We start from the raw sequence: 18,563 nt of genomic DNA, 5'->3' as shown, positions 1-18,563 counted from the left end.
ACAGGTGCCCGAAGGTCTTCCTGTCAGCCATCGCCCTCGCAGCACTCGTCATCTACTGGCTATGAGTCCTGACCCTAGAATTTCAAGCCACAAACGATGAGGCATGGTCAATCTTTGTTGCTGCGGATGGATGGAATTATCGATACGCCATGAAGGCATTAACCATCAGATCTGCCTCAAAAGAAATCCGCATAGGTCAGGCTGTGTACCATGGTCCGATGATCTCCGCTGCGAGCCACTACATTGGCGGAGGAACACCGATTCCGAGCGGAAAGCTCAGGTCACTCATCGCGTCAGGCCAGCCAATTTCAATTCACAGCAACACCGGAAGAAAGCTCGTTACATTCCCGAACAGTGGGAATGATCTGGCAAAAGCTTTCAATCGAGCGATTGATTGCACGTCGGCTCGATCTTCATAGAGGTGGGAAATAGCGCCATGCCGAACATTCTAATAAAATTTATGCTTGTACTGACGCTCCTTGCCAGTTCAGTTTCTGCGCTGCTGGCAGGAGGCGAGTTTCTGGAAGGTTGCTTTGCTGTTAAAGGAAACGAAAAGCAATTCAGAAAGACTACTGTGAAATGGGTTGCAGACAAGCAAAGCGAAACACTCATCGTATACGCAACAATAAACGTTGAAGGTAAAGCCGCAGTCTGTGGCCTATATATGAACGATGGGTCTGTACCGCAGTCAGATCTTAAACTTGCACTGTCGACAGCCGAAATTAAGGTTGGCGGACAGACAATGATGAGGAACTTATCTTATTTTAACAACGCGTGTAATGGCGGTGGGTGTAAACTTTGCGCACCTTGTTACATGACATCTCTAGGCTGGAAATCAGCATATTCGAGGGCGAAATTGAGTTTGTCCTCCACAAATAACTTTGAAATCAAATGATCCAATTTTTTTGTCGTGGTTTTAAAACTGATGATCGGCGCGAAGCTGCTTTTAATTGCCGAACGAATGACTTCTTCGGGCTCGATCCGGTCATCCGCCCGATTTTGTTGAATGACTGCGTGGCGGGACAAAGGGTGAGTTCGCCGCGCTTTCTCCAATGGCAGCTTGCTGCCGGTCTTGGACTTAGTTCAGCGCAATCATAAGTTTGAGATTGCCAGACATCATTAATTTCCCGAACGATGGCATGACCGATAATTGCCTGCGTGACGGCGCGCCCCGATTGTGTCGGGAGTTTGAGCTCCATTCCTTCGCCTGCGGTTGTTCCGCCGATGCACTTTTTCCGGTTCGATAAAGAATGTTGCACAGTCTTACCGTGAAAAAATTGAGGGCGAACACAGATTTATTGGTTGGCGGTAGAAGCCCAGAGGTTTTCTTCGCGCTGCACCGCATCCAAGATCTTGTGCGCGGCTTTATCAGTTCCTGAATTCTCGTTCATCTGCCTGGATACCTCGACCAGTCGATGGCGCATATCTACATCGCTAAGCAACACTGAGATTTTGTGTCGGAGAAATTCGTTCGACCAGTCCTTGCGATCAATCCGATGCCCGAGGCCCGTTGCCTCGGCACGTTGTGCGTTGTCATGTCCGTCCCAGCAATAGGGGAGTATCAGGGACGGAACTCCGTAAAACAGTGCTTCGCAAAAACTGTTGTTGCCACCGTGATGAATAAATAGCGCCGCCTGTTCAACAACAGAAGGCTGCGGGAACCAGTCGCCCAAATGAACGTTGTCCGGAATGTCACGGTAGGCTTCCAGAAAGCCCCCGACATTGACCAGAAAACGCGCAGGGATCGTGGCGAAAACGTCGATCATGCGCTTGATCAAATCCGTGTCGATTGCCCCCAGCGACCCGAAACTCATGTATACCAGCGGTCCGTCGCTTGCAGGGAACCGGGGCAGTTCGTACGCGCTTTCAAGGCGTACACAACCTTCTAAAAACACAAACTTATCTTCGGGTAGGGGAAGTTTCCGGTCAAACCGCACTGACCTGGGCGAGAGCAGCAGATTGAGGGTGGGCGAAGTTTCCAGGAATATCCCCGCCGGCAAGGTGGGCAGCCCATGCGCCTTGCGGAATTCGTTGTAACGACGGTGCACCGGCCGAGTATGTTGCAAATAAGCTCTTTTAAATGTCTTGCAAGCCGCATCATCCCCAGGTGACAGGCCGGAAAGGTAAGGCGGCACGTTCGGATCAGGGATTTCAGTCTCTGCACAGGACACGATGCGGATCCAGGGACAGCGTGCCTTGGCGATAGCGGGGAACATGACAACATTGTCGAGTACGATCGCATCGGGGTCGATCCGCTCGAGGATCGCGGCAAGCTTCTCCTCGGCGGTGATCGCGGTGTCGACAATGGCCTCCCAGGTTGGGGTGACGTAGGCAGGAAGTTGATCAAGCGGGTTCAGGTTGAAATGCGGTAGGTGGGTATTGATGAACTCCTGCCAGTAGTCCTCAATCGCACCGACATTATTATTAGCGTTCTGCGGCAGGTGATACTCCCTGAAGCCATATTCCGCAAATATCCCGGTGAACCCTGCATGACAGATGAAAACCGGGTTGGCACCGTTTTCCTTGAGCTTTTGCGCGATCCCGACGCAGTTGAGAGCTGCGCCGAAGCTGGCCTCGGGAAAGAAGGCGATCGTCGGTGGTTTGGTCACGTGCGGACCCCTTTCAGCAATGGCGGGATACCGCGATTGGCGGCTTCGGGCCGGCGGATGCGGGAGCGGCGCAAATGCACAGTCATCTGATCGGCTGCAAGATCAAGCTGGTTGCGTTCGAGGCTATCGAGGATTTCCAGGTGCTCGATCATCGCCTGTCTCAGACGGAACCTGGGGATCACGCCACCCTTATGGGTCGCGTTGCGCAGCCGGTGATGGGCCAGCAGCGTGCCCCTCAGAAAACGGTTGCCCGACCCCTCTGCGATCAGGCTGTGAAATTCGAAATCGATCCGCTGGAACACGGCGGCGGTGATGCGGTCTTCGTTACTGCCGAGGAGATTTTCCATCTGGTTGCGCAACAGTCCCGCGCGGTTGCTGTCGATGTTGAAACCCGGTGCGAGCACGGCCTGCGGCTCGGCCATGAGACGGAAATCGAAGCTTTCGTCGATGGCATTGGGCGAATCGACCATGGGCTGAAAAGCCCAGGCGCGGCCGGGCAATTGGGTAACAATGCCATCCTTTGATAGTACTTTTAACGCATTTAGTACTGAATTGCGTGATACCGCATAGCGCCGCACCAGCGCACTGACAGACTGCACGTCACCGATGCGCCGTTCGGCCCGGTCCGACAGGATCCGGTGCGCCAGTGAATCCTCGGCGACTTCCATACGCTGCAGGGCCTTGGCGGCCTGGCTGGCGGACCCGATGTTCAGGAAATATCCCTCTTCCTGCCGCCATCTTAAAATATCATTTTCTTCCAGTATTTTGAAAGCCGACCTGATAGGTGTTCGCGACACGCCGCAGGCTTCGGCAAAGGTCTTTTCCGCCAAGTGCTCGCCGGACTTTAAGCCGCGCTCCAGGGCAATGCTGAGAACCTGCTGTGCAAGCGCGTAGTGGTTGGGTCTGGATGTTCGGCGGGCTCCGGCCATTTTCTGCGCATTTCTCCCGATCCTGATTGTCGCGACCCGTGGGCCGCAATTACGAACAGCGAATACAGTTTGACGTACTTTTCATAGTAATAATACTGTAATACATGGCGGTTCGCAATATCCGCCTGCGACATGACCCCGAGTGGCCCGCATCTCAAAAAGGCGACCGGTGGCAACAGATGGAGGATTGGAATGAACCGAAAAAACGCGATCCGTAGAACGATGCTGGGCGCCGGGCTGGCCTGTTGCGCAAGCGCGCTCATGGCCGGGGAACTGGTGGTGTCCAACTGGGACGGGTACATGGCGCCCGATGCGATTGACAGCTTCAACGCGACCAGCGGACACGCGGCCGAGCTGGTTCTGCACGGCACCAACGAAGAGATCATGGGCAAGCTCATCGCGTCGAAAGGTAAGGGCTATGACGTGGTCTTTGTATCCTCGCCTTTTGCCGAGGTGCTGCACAATCTGGGTCTGGCGGAGGATCTGGATCACGCCAAGATCCCCAATATCTCGAACCTCTACGCGCAGGCGACCGAGCTTGAACACGACCCGGGTAATGCCTTTTCGGTTCCCTATGCCTGGGGCACGACCGGGCTGTGTTACCGCTCGGACCTTGTAAGCGACACGCCCGATAGCTGGATGGACCTTCTGACCCCCAGCGAGGATTTAAGCGGCAAGACCACGATGCTGGCCACCGATCGCTGGCTTTTGGCGGCGGGGCAGCTGGCCAAGGGTTATTCGGTCAATGAAACCGACCCCGACAAGCTGGCCGAAGTGCGCGACCTCTTGATCGACGCCAAGGGTACGCTGCTGGCCTATGACGACACCACCTTCTACGCCAAGCTGGTGTCGGGCGAGGCCGAGCTGGTTCATGCCTGGGACGGCTGGTGCAACTATGGCATCGCCGAGAATGCCGACATCAAATACGTGATCCCCGAAGAGGGCTCGGACCTCTGGGTCGACACGATGGTGATCCTGAAAAGTTCCGAGAACAAGGATGCGGCCTATGAGTTCGTGAACTTCATCCTCGACCCCGCGAACCACGGCTGGGCGGCCGAGAACATCCTCTACAAGGTGCCGAACGAGACCGCGATGTCTGGGCTTTCCGAGGATTTCATCGCGCAATTCCCGAATATGGGCATCGGTCCGGATGAGCTTTTGGGGTACGAGCAACTCCGGGATGTGGGTGAGGCGCAGCGCGACTATTCCCGCACCGTGTCCGAGATCAAGGCGGCGAACTGATCCGGCCCAAGCGGCACGCCCGACCCGGCACGTCACGATGACCGGGCCGGGCCCCCGCCCTGATCCCTGAAGGCCAGCATTTGCCGCCCGCGCGGCAGGACCCGGACCACCAGATGACCGACCGAAAGCCCCTTTACCTAATGTCGCCGGCGCTGGCCTGGCTGACCGCGTTCATGGTGGTGCCGTGCCTCTTGATCCTGGCGCTGGCCTTCTTTCGGCGCGGTATCTATGGCGGTATCGAATACACATTCACGCTGGAAAACATCGCATTGGTCTTTGATCCGCTTTATGCGGGCGTCTTTTTGAAATCCGCAGGCATCGCGGGCCTGTCGGCGCTGATCGCCGTCATCGTCGGCTATGCTAGCGCCTATGCGATTGCCGCCGCGCCTGCCCGGCGCCAGCCGGTGCTGCTCTTTTTCGCGGTCCTGCCCTTCTGGTCGAACTACCTGGTGCGCACCTATGCCTGGATCGTGCTTCTGAACCGCGAAGGCCTAATCGCTTCGATGGCGCATTGGCTGGGTTATGACGGTGAATTGCCAAAACTGCTCTACACCGAAAGTGCCGTGGTGGTGGGCCTCGTCTATAATTACCTGCCCTTCGTGATCCTGGCCTGCTACGCGCCCCTGTCGCGCCTCAACCCCGAGATAGCCGAAGCCTCGCGTGATCTGGGCGGGTCGGGCTGGACGACCTTTCGCCGGGTGACGCTGCCAATGACCTTTCCGGGTGTGGCAACAGGCTTCGTCTTTGTTTTCGTGCTGTCGATCGGCAATTTCGTGACGCCTGCCCTGCTCGGCGGCGGGCAGTTCCAGATGATCGGCAACCTCGTCTATGCGCAGTTCCTGACCGCCAATGACTGGCCCTTCGGCGCGGCGCTCTCGATGTTCCTCATTGCGATCATGATGGGGCTGCTGACGCTCCAGACCTTCGCGACCGAGCGCGCCTCGGGCACACGGCCGGAGGCAACGTGATGCGCACTCAGGCCAATCCCCGCCTCATGCTGATGATCCTGTCTGCAGTATTCGCGTTTCTCTACATCCCCATATCGGTGCTGGTGGGGTTGTCGTTCAACGAGGGTGGGCTGCCCACCGCCTGGACGGGGTTTTCCACCAAATGGTATGGCGAGCTGGCGCGCAACAGCGACGTGATGGGGGCCGCGTTCAACACGCTGATCGTCGCGCTGGTCTCTACCGTGCTGGCCACGATCCTCGGCACATTGCTGGCCATCGGGGTCGAGATCCGCCGCCGCAAGGGCCGGTTCATCGAAACCATCATCTTCGCCCCGATGATCATCCCCGACATCGTGCTGGCGATTGCGCTGCTGAGTTTCTTCTCGCTGCTCGACGTGACCCTGGGCCTGCATACGGTGATCCTGAGCCATGTGGTCTTCAACCTGGCCTTCGTCTGCTCGGTGGTGCGCGCACGTCTGAAAACCTTCGACTGGTCGGTGGTCGAAGCCTCGGCCGATCTGGGCGCGTCAACCCCGGTGACGCTCTGGCGCATCGTGCTGCCGGTGATGCTGCCCGCAATCATCGCGGGCGCGCTTCTGGCTTTCACGCTGTCGGTCGATGAATTCATCATCGCCTTTTTCACCGCCGGCGCGGGGCGCGATTCCATCACCTTGCCGATGCAGATCTTTGCGATGATCCGGTTCGGAGTGACGCCCGAGATCAACGCGCTGGCGACCATCGTGATGGCGGTGTCAGTCATCGCGCTGGCCCTCTCGCAACGGCTCAACCGCGGGGGGCTGCCCGGACAATGACCCTGCTTTCGCTCCGCAACATCCAGAAACATTTCGGCGCGGTCCGGGCCGTCGATGGCATTGATCTGGACATCCGCGAGAACGAATTCTTTGCCCTCCTGGGTGCGTCGGGCAGCGGCAAGACCACGCTTCTCAGGATGCTCGCCGGTTTCGAGGCCCCGACGGGCGGAGAGATCCTGCTGGACGGCCAGGAGATCTCGGGCGTGCCGCCGAACAAGCGGCCCGTGAACCTGATGTTCCAGTCCTACGCGCTTTTCCCGCATATGAGCGTCGCGCAGAACATCGCCTACGGGCTGGAGATGGAGAGGCTGCCGCGCGCCGAGATCAAAACCCGCGTGGACGAGATCCTTGAGGTGATCCAGCTAGGCGACCTGGCGAAACGCAAACCCGATCAGCTTTCCGGCGGGCAGCGGCAGCGGGTGGCGCTCGCGCGCGCGCTGGTCAAACGCCCGCGTCTCTTGCTGCTCGACGAACCCCTGGGGGCACTCGACAAGAAGCTGCGCGGCGAGATGCAATTGGAATTGAAACGCATCCAGGACGAGTTCGGCATTACCTTCATCATCGTCACCCATGACCAGGAAGAGGCGCTGGTGATGGCCGACCGGATCGCGATCCTGCGGGATGGCAAGCTGTTGCAATGCGGCACCCCGCACGAGATCTATGAACACCCTGAAAGCCGCTTTGCTGCCGATTTCATCGGGGTGATGAATTTCCTGCCGGTCGAGCAGCGTGACGGGAAATTGCTGACGGCTTCAGGCGACGTGATCACCGCCGCGGACGCGCTGGACACAGGCCAACGCGGAGTCGCCGCCGTGCGCCCCGAGCGCCTGCATCTGGGCGATGCGCAAGGCGAAAACCGCCTGACCGGCAAGGTCAGCGCGCTCGCCTATCACGGGCTTGATCTGCAACTCCATCTCATGAGCCCTGCCGCACCCGACCCGGTGATGGTGCGGCTGACAGCGGGTGAGGCCGAAACCCGGCGACTCGCCATCGGCGAAGAGGTAACCGTTAGCTGGGCGGCCAAAGACACGAGGATTTTCGCGGTCTGACTGCTTGAGCCAAACATCGCCGCGCAATGCGGCAGCGACAACAGAGGAGACAAAGATGACCCAGAAGACTTTCGCATTTTTCCCAGAGGCCGCGTTTGGCCCTGCGCTGAATTCGGTCGGGATTGCGCAGGCGGTGGAACGCATGGGCCACAAGGCGGTATTCCTGTCGGACCCGGGCTTTGTCGAGGTCTACGAGGGTTACGGGTTCGAGGCCCATCCGGTGGCTCTCTCCGAACCGATGCCGCCCGAGCAGATGGCGAAATTCTGGGAAGATTTCATCAACGGCCATATCCCCAATTTCCGCAAGGCGCCGATCGACCAGATCGACAATTACGTCAAGGAATGCTGGGAGGCGATCGTCGACAGCGCCAAATGGGCGCAAAAGGACCTGCCCGGCATTCTGGACAAGATCAAACCGGATGTGATCTCGGTCGACAACGTGATCCTCTTCCCAGCGATCAAGCAGTTCGGCGTGCCCTGGGTGCGGATCATCTCGTGTTCGGAAAACGAGATCGAGGATGACGCGATCCCGCCGCACCTTTCGGGCATGTCCGAAAACGACACAGCGGGCCATGCCGCCTTCCGGGCGCGGTTCAACGAGGTGATCAAGCCCATCCACGACGATTTCAACGCCTTCCTGGCCGACTGTAACGAGGATGCCTATCCCCTGGGCGAGTTCTTCGAGGCCTCGCCGCATCTGAACCTGCTGCTCTATCCCGAACAGGCGAAATACAAACGCGCAAAGCCGCTCGACCCGGCGCGGTTCCAGTATCTCGAGGGCTGCGTGAGGCAGGATGAACCTTATGAAGTGCCCACTTTCAAGGAAAACAATGACGGACCGCTGCTCTATATCTCCTTCGGGTCCCTCGGCGCGGGCGATACCGACCTGCTGAAGCGCCTGATCACGCTGGTGGGCAACAGCCGCTACCGTGCGCTGGTAAATGTCGGCGATTACGAAGGCGAATACAGCGACATCCCCGACAACGTGGTGATCCAGAGCTGGTATCCGCAACCCTCGGTCATTCCGCAGGTCGATGTGGTCATCCATCACGGCGGCAACAACTCGTTCACCGAATGCCTCTATTTCGGCAAGCCTGCGATCATCATGTCCTATGTCTGGGACGGCCATGACAATGCCATGCGTGTTCAGGAAACCGGCCATGGCTTCCGCTCGGACCGCTACGACTGGACCGATGCAGACCTGACCGCCAAAATCGAAGCCTGCCTGAACGATAAGGACATGGCCGCGCGACTCAAATCGACCTCGGCGCATATGCAATCGCAGAACGGGCAGGAAAAGGCCGCAAAGCTGCTGGTCGGTCTGGTGGAGTGATCCTGTGACGGACCTAAACGCCTCGGCGCCGCATATCCACGACGCGACCATGTATAATGATCTGGTCGATTGGGGCCCGCAGCCCGACATGGTCAGGGGCCAGTCGTATTCAACCGGGCGGCTTCTGCACAAGGGTCCGGGCAACTCGCCCGAATGCGGCATCTGGGTCTGCACGCCAGGCACGTGGAAGATCTCGGTGCCGCGCGACGAGTTCTGCCATTTCGTCGCGGGCCACGTGATCTATCGCCGCGACGGCTCGGACGAAGTGATCGAGGCCCGCGCGGGCACCTGCGTGCTCTTTCCCGCCGGGTGGGAGGGCACGGCGGAAATCACCGAAACTCTGCGCAATATCTACATGCTGGTTTGAGAAGGACAAAAGCCATGAAAGCACCGGTCATGCGTAACCCGTTGCAGATCACCGACACCGTGGATTGGGGCGTGATCCCGACCATGATCGACGGCGAAAGCCGCACTTCGGGCAAGCTGCTTTACAAGGGTCCCGACGGCCAAAGCGAATGCGGGCTTTGGATTTGTACGCCCGGCAAATGGGAATGTCACGTGACCCGGGATGAGTTCTGCCACTTCCTCGAAGGTCGCTGCACCTATGTGCACGAAAGCGGCGACGTGATCGAGGTCACGCCCGACACGGCGGCCTTTTTCCCGCAGGACTGGAAAGGGGTCTGCACCGTCCATGAGACTGTCAAGAAAGTGTACATGATCCGATGAGTGATATCCTCTCGCCCTGCTACTACCTGGCCCCGCGTTATCACTCAAGCGTGGGTGCCGCGCATGACGTGATCGACCCGGCGACGCTTGAGGTGGTCGCGCGGCGCGGTGACGTGACGTCGGCGGAGCTTGACGGCGTTCTGGCCCGGGTGAACGCGGCGCAGAAACTTTGGGCGGGAACCGACGCCAAAGCCCGCGCCGCGCATCTGCACCGTCTGGCCGCCCGGATCGAGGCCACCGACATGACCCGCTGCGCCACGCTGATGAGCCGCGAGATGGGCAAACCCTACCCCGAAGCCATCGGCGAGGTCGCCAATTGCGCGCCGATCTTCCGCTACTACGCCGAGATGGCGCGGGATGAGGCGGGCAAGCTGGCGGGCACCACCCAGACCGGATCGCTGCAATATGCCCGCTACGAACCGCTGGGCGTGTCGGCCCATATCATGCCATTCAACTTCCCGATCCTCTTGATGTGCTGGACCGTCGCGGCCTCTCTGGCGGCGGGCAATGGCTGCATCGTGAAACCTGCCGAGGCGACCACGCTCTCGACCCTCGAATTCATGAAGGTCTTTGATGACATGCCCGCGGACCTCGTCGCCTGCGTGCCGGGCGGGGCCGAAACCGGCCAGGCGCTGGTTGACAGCCGCCAGACCCATGCGGTGGCCTTCACCGGTTCGGTCCGCGCGGGCCAGGCCGTGGCCGAAGCCGCTGCGCGCCGCCTGAAACCGGCGGTGATCGAGGCGGGCGGGTCCGATCCGATGGTGATCACCGCCCACGCACCGATTGACGTGGCCGCCGCCGGGGCCGTGACTGGCGCCTTCCACCTGACGGGCCAGGTCTGCACCTCGACCGAGCGGCTTTACGTCGTGGACGCCGTTCATGATGCCTTTGTCGAGGCTTTCGTGGCCGAGACCCGGCGGCTCAGGATCGGCAATGGCCTGGAAAAGTCCGAGATTGGCCCGCTGGTCAGCGAGGCCGCCCGCGACAAGGTCGAGCGTCTGGTGGCGGATGCCGTGGCCAAGGGCGCGACGGTCGCCTGCGGCGGGCGCAGGCCCGAGGGGCTGAACCGGGGCTGGTTCTATGAACCCACCATCCTGACTGGCTGCACACCCCAGATGGACCTGCTGAGCGAAGAGATCTTCGGCCCTGTCGCCGCCATCCTCCGCGTACCCGATTTCGACACCGCCATCGCCATGGCCAATGACAGCGATTTCGGTTTGGGCGCCTCGATCTTCACCACCGATCTGGCCGAGGCGCATGAGGCGTCCGAGCGGCTTGAGGCGGGCATGGTCTGGATCAACAACCCGATGATCGACAACGATGCGCTGCCTTTCGGCGGCTGGAAGAATTCGGGGATTGGGCGCGAACTGGGCCGGATGGGGCTCGATACGTTCCGGCGGACGAAAATGGTCATCCTCGACCACAAGCCAGTGCGCCATGACTGGTGGTACCCTTATCCAGATGACTGGTTCCTCGACGCCGGTGGCCGCAAACATGTCTGACGAAAATACGCGCAGGGTAGCACCGCGATCCGTGCCCTACTGGCTGGATCGGACCCCGGCTAAATGCCCCGCGCTTGAAGCAGAAATCACTTGCGATCTCGCAATCGTCGGCGGTGGCTTTACCGGGCTCTGGTCTGCGATCAAGGCGCGCGCACGACACCCAAACGCAAACATCGTCCTGCTTGAGGCCGACTGTCTCGGCAATGCCGCCAGCGGGCGAAATGGCGGCTTTTGTGCCCCCAGCATCTCGCACGGTGTGTCCAATGCATGGCGCGCTGGCCGCAGGAGGCCGATACTCTGATCCGGATCGGGCGCGAAAACCTTGACCAGATGGCGCGTGATATCGACGAGCTGGGTCTTGACTGCGAGTTTGAACGCGCGGGCAAGCTCAATCTTGCCGCGACGCCCTGGCAAATGAAAAGCCTGCGCGCCATGCAGGCGGGTTACGCCAAAGCCGGCATCGCGACCGATTGGCTGGAAGGTGCCGCCCTGAAGGCCCGCCTCAACAGCCCGAAATACGCCGCTGGCCTGTTTGAGCCGGATTACGCGCTGCTCCATCCAGGCAAACTTGTCGATGAACTGGCCCGCACCTGCCGGGAACGCGACGTCACACTACATGAACAGAGCACCGTGACTGGGCTGTCATCCCGACCCGACGCGATACGCCTGACCACCGCCAGCGGGGCGATACGGGCCAAGCAGGTGATCCTTGCGACCAATGCCGCCCCGCCGCTTCTCCGGCGCCTGCGCCCGACAATCATCCCGATATTCGACTATGCCTTGATGACCGAGCCTTTGACAGAAGCGCAGCTTGCGGCCATCGGTTGGCAGGAGCGACACGGTGTGGCCGACAGCGGCAACCAGTTCCATTATTCCCGCAAGACCGCGGATAATCGGATCCTTTGGGGCGGTTATGACGCGGTCTATCACTACGGCAGCCGGCGCGATGTGGCGCTGTTCAACCGGCCCGAAACCTTCGACCGGCTGCGCGCCAACTTTTTCGCGGCCTTCCCTGCGCTGAAGGGAACTGAATTCAGCCATGCCTGGGGTGGCATCATCGACACCTCGGCGCGCCTGACCTTCTTTGCCGGTACCGCGTTGCAGGGACGTCTGGCCTATGCTCTCGGCTTTACCGGACAAGGCGTCTCGGCCTCGCGCTTCGCGGCACTTACCATGCTGGACCTTCTGCAAGGAGTAGAGACTGAGCGAACCAGGCTCCGGATGCTGCGAACGCGCCCCGTTCCTTTCCCGCCAGAGCCGATTCGCAGTATCGTGATCAGCTGGGCGCAAAATGATCTATCCCGAGAGGATCAAACCGGCGAGCGGTCACTGCTTCTCCGGTCGTTGGACCGATTTGGTATAGGATTTGGGTCTTGAAACCAGACGGGATTGGAATGAAGGGAAGGAAGGTGCCCGGCTCGGATGGAACACCCGCTTTAGCGCGCTTATTGCCCGTTCGCGTGTGATGCGGCATCTGGAAGAATGGGCTCAAAGCGGACATGCATCGGGCCCGCTACTCCAGCCCCTCTTCGCCCAGCAGGTGCCTCCCTTGCCGGTCTTCGACCTCAATCACCCAGAGGTCGGGGTCAAAGCTGCGCTGGCGCTGGATGGCGTGATCCACGTCGCCCTCGGGACCAGAGGAAAGTTCGACCCATTTCCGCTCGCCGCTCAACAGATCAAAGCTGCGCTGAAAGGCGGTGGCCTGCCCGTCGAGCGTGTTGAGCTTGACCAAAACCGCGCCCGCGGTGTCATCGCCATGGGCCACAACAAAGGCGGGGATTTCCTGAAACCGGAGCCGCGCCAGATAGGCGTGAACCCAGAAATCGGCGGTCAGGCGGGTCATGCGTTGCCGTCTTTGAAATCCAGACCCATTTCCGAATAGCGCTCGGACTCCTCAAGCCAGTTGGGCCGGACTTTCACTTGCAAGAACAGGTGGATCTTGCGGTCGAGGAACTCTTCCAGTTCCGCCCGCGCGGCCTGACTGACGGCCTTGATCGTCTCACCCTTTTTGCCCAGCACGATGCCCTTGTGACCGTCGCGCATGACATAGATGACCTGATCGATTCTGGCCGAGCCGTCCTTGCGTTCTTCCCAGGTCTCGGTCTCGACCGTCAGTTGGTAGGGCAGTTCCTGATGCAGGCGCAGGGTCAGCTTCTCGCGCGTCATTTCCGCCGCGATCATGCGTAGGGGCAGATCGGCGATCTGATCTTCGGGATACAACCACGGGCCTTCGGGCAATTCGCCCGCCAGCCATTTGCGCAGGTCGTCGACGCCGTGGCCTTTTTCGGCCGAGATCATGAAGGTCTCGGCAAATGGGTAGCGCGCGTTCAGGTCGCTGGTCAGCGCCAGCAGTTTCTCGGACGGTACCTTGTCGATCTTGTTGATGGCCAGCGCGATGGTGCGGCCCTGCCCGATCTCGGCCAGCCCTTCGAGGATGCGTTCGACCCCTTCGGTGATGCCGCGATGCGCCTCGACCATCAGCACGACGATATCGGCATCGGCGGCCCCGCCCCAGGCGGCAGCGACCATGGCACGGTCCAGACGGCGGCGCGGTTTGAACAGGCCGGGCGTGTCGACAAAGACCAGTTGCGCATCGCCTTCCATCGCGACGCCCCGGATACGGGCGCGGGTGGTCTGCACCTTATGGGTCACGATCGAGACCTTGGCCCCGACCATGCGGTTCAGGAGGGTGGATTTGCCTGCGTTGGGCTCTCCGATCAGGGCGATAAATCCGGCGCGTGTGGTCATGTGTCTGGCAATCCTGTCTGCAACTGCGCCCCCCTATAGCAGAAAGGTCCGGCGGGCCAGAGGGATTTGTCGCATTGCGGCCCTGCGTTTGCGGTGGCAGGACAGGCATAGATGCCCAGCCAGTTCCAGCCCGGCAGCAAATCCTTTCAATGAGGTTTTCATGAAACGTCGCGAGTTTCTTCTTGGAAGCGGTGCTGCCGCCGGTGCGTTCGGGTTGGGCGGATGGTCGTTGGCGGCAGGTGATGCAGCACAGGAGCTGGTGCTGCAACCTGCCAGTTACCGGCTGCGAGAAGGGCTGACCACAGGGATGGTCAGCCTGTCGCCCGATGCGCCGCCGCCGGTTCTGTATGGGCGGCAGGGCGAGCCTATGCGGCTGAGCGTGCGCAACACCTTGCCGGACTATACCTCGATGCACTGGCACGGGCTGCGCATCCGAAACGAGATGGACGGGGTGCCCTACCTGACCCAGATGCCCATCGGCGAGGGCGAAAGTTTTACCTATGAATTCACGCCACCGGATGCGGGGACCTACTGGTATCACCCCCATTGCATGACGATGGAGCAGATGGCGCGCGGGCTGACCGGCGTGATGGTGATTGCCGAGCCGGAAGAGCCGGGGTTCGACAGCGAACAGGTGATCAATCTGCGGGATTTCCGTCTGGACGAGGGTGACGCGTTCCTGCCTGCCTATACGGCGCGGGGTGCGGCGCGAGCGGGCACGTTTGGCACGGTGCAGACCGCCAACTGGCAGGGCGCGGCGGTCTATGAGCACACGGCGGGCAGTCTGGTACGGCTGCGGGTGGTCAACACGGACACGACCCGCATCTACAAGCTGCATCCCGAGGGGGCCGAGACCCGGATCATCGCCTGGGACGGGCATCCGGTCGAGATCGACCTGCCGGTGCCAACGGCGGATGAACCGCTGCTGCTGGGCCCCGGTCAACGGGTGGATTTTGCCGTCCGGATGCCCGAGAACGAAGGGCAGTCGGCGGACCTGATGGCCAAGTTTCCCGGCCAGCCGCACCGCGCCATGGCGCGCTTGCGGGCTAATGGCGCATCAGCGGCGCGCGATCTGCGAGAGCTGCGCCCGTTGCGTGCAAACCCCGTTGCGCGCCCTGATCCAAACGGCGCGGAGCTGCATGAGTTCGTCTTTGGCTGGACCCCGGAGGGCGGTGCCCCGAATGACGGGTTCTGCGGCACGCTGGGGTATAGTTTCTGGTCGATCAACCGCAAACCCTGGCCGGGCGATGCGGCGCAGGGCACCGGGCCGCTGGCGGTTCTGGAACAGGGCAAAAGCTATGTCCTGCGATTGCGCAACGAGTCGCCCAACCTGCATCCGATCCACCTGCACGGGCTGGCCTTCGTGCCGCTGCGATCCAACCTGCACACCCTGCCTCCGCTGATGACGGACACCATGCTGCTGTTGAAGGATGAGATTGCCGATATCGCACTGGTGGCGGACAATCCCGGCGACTGGGCCTTTCATTGCCATGTGATCGAACATCAGAAAACCGGGCTGACCGGGTTCATCCGGGTGGTTTGACGGATCGTTTCTTCAATGAATGAGGATTGGATCGGCCCCGCCTATCCGACCGGCCAGGGGGCCTGCCCCCTCGCCCGGATTTCATCCGGGCTCACCCCCGGGATATTTTTGGCCAGATGAAAGAGGATCCGGTCGCGCGCAGCAGGTCACTGCGGCAGGGACGACAGGAGTGCCTTGGCCGCCGCCTGTTCGGCCTGGCGCTTGGAGCCTGCGGTGGCCTGTGCCTCGGTTCCGTCCTGAAGGCGGGCGGCGATTGTGAAGACGGGGGCGTGGTCGGGGCCGCTGCGTTTGACCTCGACATAGCTGGGTGGTTTCTGGCCGCGCGCCTGTGCCCATTCCTGAAGCGCAGTTTTGGCGTCGCGGGCGTCGGCCTCGACCTTGTGGATGCGGTCGCCCCAGAGGGCGAGGATGACATCGCGGGCGGCTTCGAACCCGGCGTCGCGGTAGATGGCGGCAATCACCGCCTCCATCGCGTCGCCCAGCAGCGCCTGTTTGCGGCGCCCCCCCGAGAGCATCTCGGATCGGCCCAGTTTCAGCACCGCGCCCAGATCGATCTGGCGGGCGACATCTGCACAGGCCTCTTTCCGGACCAGCGCGTTGAACCGTGGGGCCAACTGACCCTCGGACGCCTTTTTGTCGGCTTCAAGCAGCGCAGTGGCCATGACAAGGCCCAGAACGCGGTCTCCCAGAAACTCCAGCCGCTGATTGTCGGGGCGGGTGGACGAAGACACCGAGCCGTGGGTCAGCGCACGCACCAGCAACTCGGGGTTGGCAAATTCAAACCCCAAACGCTGCTGAAACGCCTTTATCTCGGCTGAGAGCTTCAATTGACCGCCTTAAAGAAGCGATCCCCGCGCCAGGTCCAGAAGAACAGCATCGACCGCCCGGCGGACGAGAACATGATCCGGTCGGCACGGCCGATCAGGTTTTCGTAGGGCACATAGCCAACCCCGCCAGCGGATTGTGGCAGGCGGCTGTCAGCCGAGTTGTCGCGGTTGTCGCCCATGAAGAAATAGTGGCCTTCGGGCACGGTATAGATGCCGGTATTGTCCGACCCCTGATTGCCGATATTCAGCACGTCATAGGTGACGCCGTTGGGCAGGGTTTCAATCAGGCGCGACTTTTCACAGGCGCCGCCAACGCCAACGGGGCCGTTTTCGCAGCGGGGGCGCAGGCGTTGCGGGCCCTGCGGTTCGGCGATTTCGGTGAATATGCCGTCAGGCTGTTGCGGAACCGGTGTGCCGTTGAGGATGATCTGCCCCTCGCGAACCTGAATGCGGTCGCCCGGCAGGCCGATCAGGCGTTTGATATAATCGCGCCCGCTGACCGGGTGGCGGAAGACGATGACATCGCCGCGCACGGGGTCGCCGCCCCAGATGCGGCTGCCGTCATCATCCTGCATCCAGCCGCAGAGATCTTCGGCGTCGATATTCAGGCCGACACTGGGGATGATCAGGCTGGGGCATGAGGCGTAGGAATAGCCGTAGGCCATCTTGTTGACGAAGAGGAAATCGCCGATCAGCAGCGTCTGTTTCATCGAACCGGAGGGAATCCAGAACGGTTGAAAGAAGAGGGTCCGGAACACGCCCGCGATCAGCAGGGCATAGACGATGGTCTTGATCGTTTCCCAGACGCCGCTTCCGGTCTTGGCTTCGTCGGCCATACTGCTCTCTCCAGTTCTCTGTGCTTGGCTTCGCTGCTACATGCGGGGGGGATGGGGTCAAGTCAAGGCTGTGTGACGTGATCTTGCAGGGGACGCGCCTCGATCACGACAAAGGCCTGTGCCCAGGGGTGGTCATCGGTCAGCGTGACGTGGATGATCGCCTCGTGCCCTGCGGGGGTCAGTTCGTTCAGGCGTTCGGCGGCCCAGCCAGTGACATGCATCACCGGCTGCCCGGTGCGCAGGTTGGTGACGGCCATGTCCTTCCACGAAATGCCCATGCGCAGGCCGGTGCCGAGTGCCTTGGAGCAGGCCTCTTTCGCGGCCCAGCGTTTGGCATAAGTGCCTGCGGTATCAGCACGGCGTTCGGCCTTGCGCTGTTCGGTGTCGGTGAAGACACGATTGCGGAACCGGTCGCCGAACCGGTCGAGCGTACCCTGAATGCGGTCGATATTTGCAAGATCTGTGCCGATGCCGAGGATCATGTGGCTCTCATTTCTATGGTCGGGCCAATCAACGGCAATTGATGACCACACGCAAGCGGTTGGTTGCCGCATTCCGTGATATACTTTACCGGAATGTTCAATTTTTACGTTGGTGCGGGGGACGCAATGTCAAAAATTCTGTTCATGGCGATTGCGGTGGCTGGCATTGTTATAAGCTCCGTTTTACCCGCTTCTGCACAGGATTGCGGAACCGAGGAAACCCCCTGTCAGGTTGGAGAGTTGTCCTATCGGGTGGTTCTGCCCGATGCCGCGCCCACGCCGCCAGCTGTTATCTATCTGCATGGCTATGGGGCAACGGCGAATTCAGCTGTGAAAATTTCCGGCCTCGCGGCGGCCTTTACCGACCGCGGCATCGCCTTTATCGCGCCGAACGGTCAGGTCGACATTGGCAATCCCAAGGCGCTGGATTGGGGAGTGCATGATGGCTATCGCTGGCCGCGGGATGATCTAGCCGCGCTGGAGCAGATCAAGGAAGATGCCATTGCCCGTTTCGACCTGAACGCCGACCGCATTTTGCTGGCGGGGTATTCACGCGGCGGATCACTGGTTTGGGACAAGGCCTGCATGGATCATTCCTTTGCCTTCGCCTATGCCTCGGCATCAGGGGCTTTTTGGGAGCCGATGTGGCGACGGTGCAGCGGCCCGGTTCACATGCATCATTCGCACGGCTTTGCAGACCGGACCGTCCCGCTGGAGGGACGTTTTGTGACCTTTGGGGACTATGATTTCGAACAGGGTAGCGTTTTGAAATCCATTGAAATTCTGACCAGAACCAATGGATGCGGGCAGATGGCGAACAGCGTTTCAACAGAGGGCGCATCCTGGCGAAAGAAGTGGACCGAGTGTCAGGACGGCTCTGTCACCCTAGCGCTGGGGCCACATGGCCACGGCAGGCAACCCGGTTGGGCAAATGCCGTGGCGGAATGGTTTTTGGAAATCTCGAACGCGCCCTAGCGC

21 protein-coding genes are annotated in these 18,563 nt (G+C 60.6%); 13 read left to right on the top strand and 8 right to left on the bottom strand.

Features of this window, described 5'->3' with window-relative positions; translation table 11 throughout:
- Nucleotides 1-436: 436 nt before the first annotated feature.
- Complete coding sequence (locus I9188_RS15885) at nt 437-895, top strand: hypothetical protein (RefSeq protein WP_209506258.1); 459 nt, start codon at nt 437-439, stop codon at nt 893-895.
- On the opposite strand, the gene I9188_RS15880 is transcribed toward I9188_RS15885, so the two are convergent.
- The 3 genes from I9188_RS15880 to I9188_RS15870 form a co-directional block, all read right to left on the bottom strand.
- On the bottom strand, nt 888-1,199 hold the full coding sequence (locus I9188_RS15880) for a hypothetical protein (protein ID WP_209506256.1): 312 nt from the start codon (nt 1,197-1,199) through the stop codon (nt 888-890). The genes I9188_RS15885 and I9188_RS15880 overlap by 8 nt on opposite strands.
- Nucleotides 1,200-1,295: 96 nt before the next feature.
- Nucleotides 1,296-2,609 (bottom strand): glycosyltransferase, encoded by a 1,314-nt coding sequence (locus I9188_RS15875; protein WP_209506254.1) that lies wholly within the window; start codon nt 2,607-2,609, stop codon nt 1,296-1,298.
- Entirely contained in the window at nt 2,606-3,538 is a 933-nt protein-coding gene (locus I9188_RS15870; RefSeq protein WP_209506252.1) for a GntR family transcriptional regulator, read from the bottom strand. Before I9188_RS15870 ends, I9188_RS15875 begins: the two co-directional genes overlap by 4 nt.
- Before the next feature lie 192 nt (nt 3,539-3,730).
- On the opposite strand from I9188_RS15870, the gene I9188_RS15865 reads away from it, so the two are divergent.
- From I9188_RS15865 to I9188_RS15820, 10 genes are all read left to right on the top strand, one after another.
- Nucleotides 3,731-4,780, top strand: a complete 1,050-nt coding sequence (locus I9188_RS15865; protein ID WP_209506250.1) for a spermidine/putrescine ABC transporter substrate-binding protein — start codon at nt 3,731-3,733, stop codon at nt 4,778-4,780.
- 113 nt (nt 4,781-4,893) lie between these two features.
- On the top strand, nt 4,894-5,748 hold the full coding sequence (locus I9188_RS15860) for an ABC transporter permease (protein WP_209506248.1): 855 nt from the start codon (nt 4,894-4,896) through the stop codon (nt 5,746-5,748).
- Nucleotides 5,748-6,539: an ABC transporter permease gene (locus I9188_RS15855; protein WP_209506246.1), complete on the top strand. Its 792-nt coding sequence runs from the start codon at nt 5,748-5,750 to the stop codon at nt 6,537-6,539. Before I9188_RS15860 ends, I9188_RS15855 begins: the two co-directional genes overlap by 1 nt.
- A complete protein-coding gene (locus I9188_RS15850) occupies nt 6,536-7,588 on the top strand; it encodes an ABC transporter ATP-binding protein (protein ID WP_209506244.1) in 1,053 nt (350 codons plus the stop codon). Before I9188_RS15855 ends, I9188_RS15850 begins: the two co-directional genes overlap by 4 nt.
- Nucleotides 7,589-7,643: 55 nt before the next feature.
- The gene (locus I9188_RS15845) at nt 7,644-8,921 is read left to right on the top strand and encodes a glycosyltransferase (RefSeq protein ID WP_209506242.1); all 1,278 of its coding nucleotides are present in this window, start codon (nt 7,644-7,646) and stop codon (nt 8,919-8,921) included.
- A gap of 4 nt (nt 8,922-8,925) precedes the next feature.
- The gene (locus I9188_RS15840) at nt 8,926-9,288 is read left to right on the top strand and encodes a cupin domain-containing protein (RefSeq protein WP_209506240.1); all 363 of its coding nucleotides are present in this window, start codon (nt 8,926-8,928) and stop codon (nt 9,286-9,288) included.
- A gap of 14 nt (nt 9,289-9,302) precedes the next feature.
- Nucleotides 9,303-9,647: a cupin domain-containing protein gene (locus I9188_RS15835; protein WP_209506238.1), complete on the top strand. Its 345-nt coding sequence runs from the start codon at nt 9,303-9,305 to the stop codon at nt 9,645-9,647.
- Nucleotides 9,644-11,149 (top strand): aldehyde dehydrogenase family protein, encoded by a 1,506-nt coding sequence (locus tag I9188_RS15830; RefSeq protein WP_209506237.1) that lies wholly within the window; start codon nt 9,644-9,646, stop codon nt 11,147-11,149. The genes I9188_RS15835 and I9188_RS15830 overlap by 4 nt, the downstream gene beginning before the upstream one ends.
- Nucleotides 11,142-11,450: an FAD-dependent oxidoreductase gene (locus tag I9188_RS20415; protein ID WP_209506236.1), complete on the top strand. Its 309-nt coding sequence runs from the start codon at nt 11,142-11,144 to the stop codon at nt 11,448-11,450. Before I9188_RS15830 ends, I9188_RS20415 begins: the two co-directional genes overlap by 8 nt.
- Nucleotides 11,417-12,526, top strand: a complete 1,110-nt coding sequence (locus I9188_RS15820; protein WP_209506235.1) for an FAD-dependent oxidoreductase — start codon at nt 11,417-11,419, stop codon at nt 12,524-12,526. Before I9188_RS20415 ends, I9188_RS15820 begins: the two co-directional genes overlap by 34 nt.
- A gap of 136 nt (nt 12,527-12,662) precedes the next feature.
- Here the strand turns inward: I9188_RS15820 and I9188_RS15815 are convergent, their stop codons facing one another.
- Nucleotides 12,663-12,992 carry a DUF1491 family protein gene (locus I9188_RS15815; RefSeq protein ID WP_209506234.1) on the bottom strand — a complete coding sequence of 110 codons (330 nt, stop codon included), beginning with the start codon at nt 12,990-12,992 and terminating at the stop codon, nt 12,663-12,665.
- The gene (gene era, locus I9188_RS15810) at nt 12,989-13,897 is read right to left on the bottom strand and encodes a GTPase Era (RefSeq protein WP_209506233.1); all 909 of its coding nucleotides are present in this window, start codon (nt 13,895-13,897) and stop codon (nt 12,989-12,991) included. Before era ends, I9188_RS15815 begins: the two co-directional genes overlap by 4 nt.
- 160 nt (nt 13,898-14,057) lie before the next feature.
- Between era and I9188_RS15805 the strand changes: the two genes are divergently transcribed.
- Nucleotides 14,058-15,440: a multicopper oxidase family protein gene (locus I9188_RS15805; RefSeq protein WP_209599678.1), complete on the top strand. Its 1,383-nt coding sequence runs from the start codon at nt 14,058-14,060 to the stop codon at nt 15,438-15,440.
- Between the two features lie 146 nt (nt 15,441-15,586).
- Here I9188_RS15805 and rnc read toward each other — a convergent pair whose 3' ends face one another.
- From rnc to acpS, 3 genes are all read right to left on the bottom strand, one after another.
- Complete coding sequence (gene rnc / locus I9188_RS15800; protein ID WP_209506231.1) at nt 15,587-16,267, bottom strand: ribonuclease III; 681 nt, start codon at nt 16,265-16,267, stop codon at nt 15,587-15,589.
- Entirely contained in the window at nt 16,264-17,103 is an 840-nt protein-coding gene (gene lepB, locus I9188_RS15795; RefSeq protein ID WP_209506229.1) for a signal peptidase I, read from the bottom strand. The genes rnc and lepB overlap by 4 nt, the downstream gene beginning before the upstream one ends.
- A 62-nt stretch (nt 17,104-17,165) precedes the next feature.
- Nucleotides 17,166-17,585 carry a holo-ACP synthase gene (acpS, locus tag I9188_RS15790; protein WP_209506227.1) on the bottom strand — a complete coding sequence of 140 codons (420 nt, stop codon included), beginning with the start codon at nt 17,583-17,585 and terminating at the stop codon, nt 17,166-17,168.
- 126 nt (nt 17,586-17,711) lie between these two features.
- Here acpS and I9188_RS15785 point away from each other — a divergent pair, with 126 nt between their 5' ends.
- Nucleotides 17,712-18,560: a polyhydroxybutyrate depolymerase gene (locus I9188_RS15785; RefSeq protein WP_209506225.1), complete on the top strand. Its 849-nt coding sequence runs from the start codon at nt 17,712-17,714 to the stop codon at nt 18,558-18,560.
- Nucleotides 18,561-18,563: the final 3 nt, after the last annotated feature.

The sequence above is a fragment of the Ruegeria sp. HKCCSA071 genome (genome assembly GCF_017872555.1).
Taxonomy (GTDB): domain Bacteria; phylum Pseudomonadota; class Alphaproteobacteria; order Rhodobacterales; family Rhodobacteraceae; genus Ruegeria.
Note: the sequence above shows the minus strand (reverse complement) of the source record. Positions and strands in the feature narration are given on the sequence as shown.

Coding starts and splice junctions, on each gene's coding strand:
- I9188_RS15885 (WP_209506258.1), top strand. CDS start 437: ATGCCGAACATTCTAATAAAATTTATGCTTGTACTGACGCTCCTTGCC.
- I9188_RS15880 (WP_209506256.1), bottom strand. CDS start 1,199: ATGGAGCTCAAACTCCCGACACAATCGGGGCGCGCCGTCACGCAGGCA.
- I9188_RS15870 (WP_209506252.1), bottom strand. CDS start 3,538: ATGGCCGGAGCCCGCCGAACATCCAGACCCAACCACTACGCGCTTGCA.
- I9188_RS15865 (WP_209506250.1), top strand. CDS start 3,731: ATGAACCGAAAAAACGCGATCCGTAGAACGATGCTGGGCGCCGGGCTG.
- I9188_RS15860 (WP_209506248.1), top strand. CDS start 4,894: ATGACCGACCGAAAGCCCCTTTACCTAATGTCGCCGGCGCTGGCCTGG.
- I9188_RS15855 (WP_209506246.1), top strand. CDS start 5,748: ATGCGCACTCAGGCCAATCCCCGCCTCATGCTGATGATCCTGTCTGCA.
- I9188_RS15850 (WP_209506244.1), top strand. CDS start 6,536: ATGACCCTGCTTTCGCTCCGCAACATCCAGAAACATTTCGGCGCGGTC.
- I9188_RS15845 (WP_209506242.1), top strand. CDS start 7,644: ATGACCCAGAAGACTTTCGCATTTTTCCCAGAGGCCGCGTTTGGCCCT.
- I9188_RS15835 (WP_209506238.1), top strand. CDS start 9,303: ATGAAAGCACCGGTCATGCGTAACCCGTTGCAGATCACCGACACCGTG.
- I9188_RS15830 (WP_209506237.1), top strand. CDS start 9,644: ATGAGTGATATCCTCTCGCCCTGCTACTACCTGGCCCCGCGTTATCAC.
- I9188_RS20415 (WP_209506236.1), top strand. CDS start 11,142: ATGTCTGACGAAAATACGCGCAGGGTAGCACCGCGATCCGTGCCCTAC.
- I9188_RS15820 (WP_209506235.1), top strand. CDS start 11,417: ATGGCGCGCTGGCCGCAGGAGGCCGATACTCTGATCCGGATCGGGCGC.
- I9188_RS15815 (WP_209506234.1), bottom strand. CDS start 12,992: ATGACCCGCCTGACCGCCGATTTCTGGGTTCACGCCTATCTGGCGCGG.
- era (WP_209506233.1), bottom strand. CDS start 13,897: ATGACCACACGCGCCGGATTTATCGCCCTGATCGGAGAGCCCAACGCA.
- I9188_RS15805 (WP_209599678.1), top strand. CDS start 14,058: ATGAAACGTCGCGAGTTTCTTCTTGGAAGCGGTGCTGCCGCCGGTGCG.
- lepB (WP_209506229.1), bottom strand. CDS start 17,103: ATGGCCGACGAAGCCAAGACCGGAAGCGGCGTCTGGGAAACGATCAAG.
- acpS (WP_209506227.1), bottom strand. CDS start 17,585: ATGATCCTCGGCATCGGCACAGATCTTGCAAATATCGACCGCATTCAG.
- I9188_RS15785 (WP_209506225.1), top strand. CDS start 17,712: ATGTCAAAAATTCTGTTCATGGCGATTGCGGTGGCTGGCATTGTTATA.